Source organism: Candidatus Frankia nodulisporulans (assembly GCF_902806475.1).
GTDB lineage: Bacteria > Actinomycetota > Actinomycetes > Frankiales > Frankiaceae > Frankia > Frankia umida.
The window spans coordinates 1-8,524 of the sequence record NZ_CADCWS010000188.1; the positions used below are offsets into that span (position 1 = coordinate 1).

Here is an 8,524-nt window from a genome sequence, read left to right on the forward strand (position 1 = left end):
GGAGATCGATAACGATCACCGTGATGTTGTCGCCGCCGCCGGCCAGGAGCGCGGCGGAGGTGAGGTGCCGGGCGACGGTCAGCGCCGACGCCTCGGGTGGGAGTTCCTGCACGCGCGCGGCGAGGCGCTTGGGGGCCGACAGGTAGTTCCACAGCCCGTCACTGCACAGGATGAGACGACCGGGCCCGGTCGGCGTGCACGTCACCACGTGCGGTGCCGTGCCGGGGCTGGACGTGCCAAGCCAGCGGGTGATGGTGTGCGCACCCGGACCTGTCTCGGCGGTACCCGCCGGTCGCAGCCCGGCCCGTACCGCTTCGGCCGCCACCGTGTCGTCGGCGGTCAGCAGGTGCGGCCCGGCCTGGTCGAGCAGGTAGGCCCGGCTGTCGCCAAGCCAGCCGATGGTGATCTGCTCGGCGGTGACGATCGCGGCGACGAAGGTGCAGGCGGGGGTGTTGTCACTGCCGAGCGCGGTGGCCAGGGCGCCGCGCTCGGCAGCGGACGCCGCGGCCCGCAGCGCGCTCGGCTGCCAGGCGGTGCCGGGTCCGGCGGCCGGATGGCGGCGTGGTCCCAGCGGACGGGTGTCCCCGGCGGCCAGGTCCCGCTCGAGCGGGTCCCGATCGTGGGCCGGCGCGCCCTCGTCCCAGGGGTCGTCCCCGAACGCGGACGCCTCACCGGCCTCGGCCGGGCCACCGGCGTCGGACGCATCGCCGGGCGTGGCGCCACTCCCACCGCCGTCCCCGGCGTGACCGTCCCCGCCAGGACCGACCCCGGTGGGATCGGTGAGGCCGGGATCGGTGAGGGGGGAGGTGTCCAGGAGGATGCCGGTGCCAGCGCCGACCGTGATGGCCTCGTGGGAGACGACCTCGTCGGCGGTGCCGGTGGGTGACGACATGGTCGTGGCGATGTGGGTGAGCAGGTCGACGGCGTCACGGGCCGCGCGCACGGCGGCCGGACCGGAACCGGGAGCCGTGGACACCCCGTCGCAGACGGCGGCCAGGATGATCGACTCGAGGCCGCCGGTCTCCGCGCCACCCAGGCCACCCGCGCCACCCGCGCCACCCAAGCCACCGCCCTGTGCGACGGTGCCGCCGCCGGCATGGCCGGCCGGGATGGTGTGGTTCGCGATGGGTCCGGGGGGCGCGCCGGTGTCCTGCCGCGAGGGGTTCGGGTGGACGGTGCGCAGGGCGAAGCCGTCCTCGTTGGTGTGGTGGACCAGGCCGACGTTGCTGACCGCGGCGGCCAGGTCAAGGTCGAGCTCGCTGTGGTCGCCGTTGCCGCCGACCATGGACGTGACGATGTCGACGGTCGGCGTCTCATCGGTGACCGGCACCGGATGGGAACCCGCGGGGTCGCCGACGGTCGAGGGGACGGACGAGCTCGACGGGGTGGGAGGCGTGGGGGAGGGCGGCAGCGTCATCGGAGACATCACAGGAGGGTTCGGGGGCGGATGCGGTTGGCGAGATCCACCAGGTGGTGGCGTTCGTGTCGGGTGGGAGCGTGCCGGGCGAGGGTGCGGTAGGCGTGTTCCAGGCCCAGACGGACGGGCACCGGTTGCAGTGGCGTCCCGGCGATCTCGGTGCCCGGGTCGGGCGCCTGGGCGCCGGAGCGTAGCAGGCGCAGCGCGTCGGTGAGCAGGTCCCGGGTGAGCGCGGCCCGGGTCGCCGGTGGCAGGTCCAGCTCGGCGAGAATCGCTGACGCGCTGCGCAGACCCGCGAGGGTCGGTGTCGCCGGGTCGTCACCGGCGACACCGAGGGCTCGCACCAGGTGGATGCGTGACCGCAGGTGCGCGTCCGGTGTGTTCGGTGTGTTCGGCGTGGACGTCACCCGACGGTAGGCCTCCAGCGCCCCGGTGCGGTCCCCGGCGGCCAGGCGCAGCCGGGCCAGCCCGAACGCCGCGCTGGCGAACGAACTGTCGGTCCGGGAGACCAGGTCGTAGAGCACCCGGGCCCGATCGGGATTGCCCGCGGACTCGGCGGCGACGGCCAGCGCCAGCTTCGGGGCGAGCTCACCGGGAACCTCGTCGTAGACCTGCTCGAACGCGCTGGACGCCGCGGCGGCGTCATCCTCGGCGAGCAGCAGCAGCCCACGCAGCCAGTGGACGCGCCACTGCCGCGGGTCGTCGGCCGCGATGGCCGACAGCTGCGTCCGAGCCGCATCCCGTGCACCGGTGCGGATGTGCAGGTCGGCCAGCCGGAGCCGGGCCGCCGGACTGGCCGCTCCCAGCGCGGCGAGCAGGTCCGCGAGCTGGGCGGGTGGGACGTCCGGCAACGTCGCGAGGGCAGCGGCGGCCGGATCGGCCGGCTCGGCCAGCAGCTGGGGCAGCACCCGCCACGACAGCACCGGCCACGGCCCCGCCAGTTCACCGCCAGTTCCCGTGCCACCGCCAGTTCCCGCACCACCGCCAGTTCCCGTGCCACTGTCGGGGCTGGCGTCGGGGCCGAAACGGGTGCTGCGGACGGGGGCGGGGAGCGGCCGACCGCGTTCGGCGGCGACGATCTCCCGCAGGACACCGAGCAGCTCACCGTGTAGTTCGGTGGCGCTGGCGAAACGTCGAGCCGGGTCGCGGGCGGTCGTCTTCGCCAGCAGCCGGGTCAGCGACTCGTGCCGGGCCAGCACCGTGTGCGCGGTGGCCGGCGGCAGACTGAACCGGTACGTCGAGGTGAAACCGCGCAGGTCCAGGGCGAGGGCGGCCAGGGTCCGTCCGACGGCGTACAGGTCGCCGGCGACCGAGGGACCGTCGGTGCCCACCTCCGGCGCCTGGAACCCCAGCGCCCCCATCGCGGCGCCGCCGCGGCCGCTGCCCGGTCGGCGCTGGATGGCCCGCAGGTCCACCAGCCGTACCTGGTGTCCGCTGGCCATGATGGTGTCCGGCCGGACGTCCCCGTACACCAGCCCGCGGCGGTGCAGGTACTCCAGCGCCGGCAGCGCGGCCATGACGTAGGCGATCGCGGCGGTCACCGGCAGCGGGTCCGGTCGTCCCACGTCGGTCTGCCGTCGTCGCTGCATATCACGAAGCGTAAGACCAGAGACGTGTTCCGTGACGAGATAGCTGGTGTCGCCGTGCTCGAGGCACGTGTGGGCCTTCGCGATCCCAGGATGGTCCAGCTCCGTGAGGAAGCCCCGCTCGGCCATCGCCGCGACCCGGACGTCCCGCTCGGGGGAGGTGCACAGCCCTCGGAAGACGACCCAGGGCGGCGCCTCCGCGCTGTGGTCGAGGGCCAGGTAGGTCCAGCCATGGGTGCCGTGGGCGAGCACACCCTCGATCTCGTACCGGCCGATCTGGTCCCCAGGCCGCAGCGACGGCCGAAGGGAGTAAGGCTGTCCGCAGCCGGCGCAGAAACCCTCCGCGAGTGCCTGCTGGCCGGCCCGGGCCCGTCCCACCGGCTCCCCGCAGCCCCGGCACACCCGCAACCGCAGCGGCAGCCGCGGGTCGATGAGCGGCAGCGACGCCGGATCGGGCCGTTCCACCGCGGGCAGTTCCACCAGCCCCGCCCCCAGCTCGTTGACCGATCCGGAGCCCGACCGTCCCGACGCGCCACCGGACCCGCCTGTCCCACCGCCCGAAGCCGCCGGTTCGCCACCGGATCCGCCCGACCCGCCGGCTGAGGTTCCCTCCCCACCGGCCGGGCCGCGGACGATGCCGGTTCCCGCCCCGCCGCCCGAACCGGCACCGTCGACGGCGCCGTGCTCGGAGGCGTCGGACGTCCGCCGCGAGCGCCCGCCGGTCGCGCTGCCGGCCGCGGACCAGAGCTGGTTCTGCCCGGGCCGGGGCGCCGGATAGCGCGCCGGAGCGACCGAGGCGGGACGCGCCGGCGGCTCGGCGCCGTCGTCACCTTCGCTTCTCGTCCACACGGTCGGCGGCGGTGCGCTGGGGAACCCGGAGGCCCCCACCTCGTCCGACCACCCCGACCATCCCGGCCGCGGCGGCAGCGTCGCCGCATCGTGATCACCGTTCGTCTCGCCCAGCACCCCACGCCCGGCAGCGCCGCCGCCGGTGCTCGCACCACCCGTGCCCGCACCACCTGCGCTCGGACTTCCCGAGCTCGCGCCCCCGGACGGTTTCGCCACGGGCGTCGGACGGGATGCCGGCGTGGCCGCGGACGTCGGACGGGATGCCGGCGGTGCGGCGGGGCGAACGGGTGGTGCGGCGGTGGGAGCGGGTGGTGCGGCGGGGTAGACGGGAGGAGTGCGGCAGGCGGGGGGAACGAGGGATGCCGGCCGTGCGGCGGGAGGCGCCGGGGATGTGAACGGGGACGCCGAGGGTGTGAACGGGGATGCCGGCGGGACGGCGGGAGAGAAGGTGGTGGGCCGGGTTGGGTCCAGCTCGGGTCCGCCAGGGGTGGGAGTCGCCGCCGAGAAGATGGTGGGCGGGGGCGCCACCGGCTGATGCGTGATCTGGGGGACCGCGGAGGGTCGCAGCGTGGCCGAGGCCGCGACGCCGCTGCTGGTGCCCGCGTTCGTGTCGGTGCTGATCTCGTGGGCCGCGGAGTTGGCCGGGCCGCGGGACCAGCCGCAGGCCGGGCAGCGACCGTCCTGGAGCACACCGTGGCACGTGGGCCGCGGGCAGCGCTGGGGATCGGTCACTGCTCTCCTTGTCACTGGCCAGGCCGCCCGCCAACGTGAAGCCCGCACGATGACCGATGGTAGGTCGCCAGATCACCGATTTCGGCCAGCTGTCGCGTTCTCGTCATCCGACCCGAGATGCCCGATCCGCGCATCGTCGCATCATGGCTGGACGCACTCGTGCATCGCGCTCGGCGCCCGAGGGCGGGGTGGCCGGCGTCACCACCCTCCGGTGGCCCGCCGGCCACCCAGGGGAGGGCACCCTCTCGAGCACCGCCCGCGGTCGACCCTCGCATCTCGTGATCCACGCCCGGTTCGCCCGGGGCCGCCGATGTGGCGGCCTCCACCCGCTCGCATCCCCTGGATCCTCCCTGGAACCGGGGGCCGGCGCAGGTCAGCGATAGTCGTTGATGCGCAGTTGGAGACCGACGAAGGTGAGGACGGCGGCCAGGCCCAGCGTGATCGACAGGGCGGCGGGCAGCGTGTCGACGGTGTCGGTGGCGGCGGTGAGGTCGTCCGTGAGATGGGTGCGGCTGGCGTCGAGGACGGCCACGGAGCGTTCGTCGAAGGTGCGCAGGGCACCGGTCGCGTCCTGCTGGGCGAGCAGCGCGGCCGGCCAGAGGCCCTCGGGTCGTCCCGCGCCGTCGCGGATGCGCGCGGCGATGTCGGCGTAGCCGGTCCAGGCGGGGGTCAGAGCGGCGCGGGCGGCCTGGTCGGGGCCACCGGGGGCGGCGATCGTGGCGAGCAGGCCGGAACCGTCGGAACCGGCGGCGGGGGCGCTGGCCGGGTCGTGGCGCAGGCGGGTGCTCGCGGCGGCGGAGTCGGCGTCCAGGCGGGGGGCCTCGGATCGGTCGAGCAGCGCGCGGACGTCGTCGGTCCAGGCGCGCAGGGCCAGCACCCTGGCCTGCGAGGTCCGGGTCAGCGGACGGTAGCCGTGGTCGCGGCCATCCGCGATGTGATCATGTTGGGTGGCGAAGGCGAGCAGGGTCCAGCCCACGGCCACGGCGGACAGGACCGTCGCGGCGGCGAGGGCGGGATTCAGGACGCGGTTGGTCCGCCGCATCAGCCAGATCTGGGTGCTGACCAGCGCCCCGAACGTCAACGCGCCGAGAACGACGACGCCGACCAGCGGGTTCGTGGCCTCGGCCCGGTGCAGGGCGTGTTCGGCCCGGCTCTGCTCGGTGGCGACGATCCGGTCGGCCGCCGGCAGGATCGTGCGCCACATCAGTTCCGAACGGGCGGCCTTCGCCTGCGCCACCTCGCCACCGTAGGGGGGGAGCTGCTGGGCGATGACCGTGAGCGCCGGGCCCAGATCGGCGTCGGTGCCGCCGTCGGTGTGGGGGTGGGCGCGGGCCAGCACGACGAGCTGCACCCCGACGTCCGCCATCGCCCGGCGGTAGGCCTCCCGCTGGCGGGCGACCTCGAGGCCGTCGTTGCCGCCGAGGCGGGCGCGGGTGGCGGCGGCGTCGGCACCGGCGAGGTCCGAACGCAGGCGCAGTGCCGCGACGAGTGTGGCGGTCTGCCCGCCGCCGGGTCGCCCGGACAGCGCGTCCAACGTCCCCTGCCGGGCCTGGCTGGTGGCGAACGCCGTGATCCACAGCGCGACCAGCAGCACCATCACGACCAGCGAGACCAGCCGCAGCCGACCGGGCGGCGAGGACCACCAGTCCGACGGCCGCCACCCCCACGCCGACGGCGAGAAGGGCGCCGGCGAGGACGGCGATGGCGCGGATGACGGTGCTGCGGAGGCGACGTCCGGGGGTGTGCCCGTGGCAGGCTGCGACGACGTGCCCACCCCGGTCATATCGGATGATGCTAGGCGACATCGGGCGCACCCCGGTCGATCTGTCCGCTGGGTGTCATCCCCCCGGGCCACCCCGAACGGACCCGCCCCGGCCGCCGCCACACCCGCGACCAGCCCCGGAGCAAGATCCGCCCATCCGGGTCGCGCCGAGGGGGCGGAAACGGGAGGTCCACCGGTGGGAGGCCGAAGCGGACGCGGCAGACCCGGCGGTCAGGCCTGGCTGGCGGGCGCGGAGCCCGCGGCGGTGGCCCCCCGGCGATCCTGGCAGCGGTGGTGGTGTCCTGGGTGACCTCGCTGGCGGGGGCTGGTCGTCCGAGGAGGAAGCCCTGGCCGTAGCCGATGCCGGCGGCTTCGACCGTGGCGAGTTCCCGGGGGGTCTCGATGCCTTCGGCGACGACTCGCCCGCCGATCTCCCGGGCCACCTCGACCAGGCCCGCGGCGATCGCCCGCCGGGCGGCGTCGGTGTCGATCCCGCGGGTGATCACCCCGTCCAGTTTGATGATCTCGGGGCGTAGGCGTAGCAGCTGGGCGAGTCCGGCGTAGCCGGTGCCGATGTCGTCGATCGCGACGCGGATACCGCGGGCACGCAGTTCCCCGACGGTGCACAGCAGTTCCTGGTCGTCGCTGATGTGCTCGTGCTCGGTGATCTCCATCACCAGCCGGCCGGCGGCGACGGGCGGCAGGGCATCCACCAGACCCGCGACCAGCGTGGAGGGCGAGACGTTGACGGTGAGTGTCAGGTGGGGGGGCAGCATCGGCAGGACCCGCAACGCACCGTGGATCGCGATGCGTTCGAGTTCGGTGGCAAGACCGACGGTGGCGGCGTTGGCGTACCAGTGCTGCGGCGCGGCGGTGAGGTCGGGGAACCGGGACAGCGCCTCGAGGCCGACGATCCGCCGGTCGCTCAGGCGCAGGATCGGCTGGAACACCACCTGCGGCCCGCCGTCGTCGATCAGGTCGCTGACCTCCTGCCAGACGCGCCGACGCCGCGTCCACATCTCCTGGAGGTCCAGCACCGAGTCGGTGAGGAAGGCGGCCATCAGCCGCAGGAACCGTTCGTCGCGGGCCGCGTTGCGCGCCGGGTGCGGCCGCGTGGTCAGGCAGGCCAGCACCCCGTAGATCCCGCCGTCGCTGTCGAACACCGGCGCTGACGCGGTCGAACGCACGGCACCTGGTCGGGTGTCGCCGCCGAGCAGGCTGGCGAGCAGGCCGCTGTCCCTGGTCAGCGGCACCCCCGGGGTGAGAGCCAACGAGCCCGGATCCCCGCGGATCACCTGCACGACCAGCTCACCCTGTTCGGACCGGGCGAGCACGGCGACGTCGACATCGAGCTGCCGGCGCAGGATGTCGAGCAGGTCCGCGACGATGGTCTCGGCCTGTGGCAGTTGGACCGCTGCGACCGACTCCAGCGCCCACTCCATCATCGTGACCACCTCCGGGTTCCACGGGCAGGATGCCCCCCGGGCGCCCGATCCCATGCGCCCCGCGCGACCCCGGGTGCGCCCGGACGCGACCACCGCGGCCACCCGTCACGGTCATCCCGATCGTCGGCGAGGGGGGTGTGCCCGGTGGGCAGGGACGCAACCTGGGCGAACCGATCGCGTTTGCTGATTGGTGCCATCGCGGATCCGCGTTGGACATCGCCGGGAAAACCCACCATTCTGATGAACATGTTCGGGGAGTCAGCGACCAAGCGGTGCGGGGGGCACGGAGCTCCCCGGCCCGGTGCTGTCCTGCCCGCGTCCACGCCTGGGCGGATTCTGACCCGCAGGCGTGTCGTCGACTTCGGCTTCCTCGCCTCCTCGGCCTGTCCGACCCGCTGATCCTGCCGTTTTCGGACGGGCGGGCCCGAGCGTGTTCGGGCCGGTCGCCGGTTCGATTCGGCTGACATCTCGTGCCCTGCCGGCGTCCCGCTCCCGCGGTGTGACATTCCCGGCCCTCGCTGTTCGTCGCAGTACAGATGCCGCGGCCAGGGCGGCCCCACGACCAGCTGCCCGGCCGTCCAGGGGGAAATGTATGCCGTTGTTTCGGATCGGCTGGACCAGTCTCGTCGCGGTGACCGGTCCCGATGTGGCGAGGCGGTCCTTTTCCCGGCATGACCCGAGGGTCATCGGCGTCATATCCGGGCGGACAACGCCAGGTCGAAACATTCATTAG

4 protein-coding genes are annotated in these 8,524 nt (G+C 74.3%); all 4 read right to left on the reverse strand.

Annotated elements, in window-relative coordinates:
- Positions 1 to 1,417 (reverse strand): PP2C family protein-serine/threonine phosphatase (locus G6R24_RS15465; protein WP_163549956.1); only part of this gene is annotated, 1,417 nt, incomplete at its 3' end.
- A gap of 8 nt (positions 1,418 to 1,425) precedes the next feature.
- Positions 1,426 to 4,584, reverse strand: coding sequence for a tetratricopeptide repeat protein (locus tag G6R24_RS15470; RefSeq protein WP_263864069.1), 3,159 nt, complete (start codon positions 4,582 to 4,584; stop codon positions 1,426 to 1,428).
- Between the two features lie 373 nt (positions 4,585 to 4,957).
- Positions 4,958 to 6,358, reverse strand: coding sequence for a hypothetical protein (locus G6R24_RS15475; RefSeq protein ID WP_163549957.1), 1,401 nt, complete (start codon positions 6,356 to 6,358; stop codon positions 4,958 to 4,960).
- A gap of 20 nt (positions 6,359 to 6,378) precedes the next feature.
- Positions 6,379 to 7,791: an EAL domain-containing protein gene (locus G6R24_RS15480; protein WP_163549958.1), complete on the reverse strand. Its 1,413-nt coding sequence runs from the start codon at positions 7,789 to 7,791 to the stop codon at positions 6,379 to 6,381.
- Between the last annotated feature and the right edge of the window lie 733 nt (positions 7,792 to 8,524).

Excerpts from the sequence above, each read along its gene's own strand:
- G6R24_RS15480 (WP_163549958.1), bottom strand. The coding sequence starts at position 7,791 with ATGATGGAGTGGGCGCTGGAGTCGGTCGCAGCGGTCCAACTGCCACAG.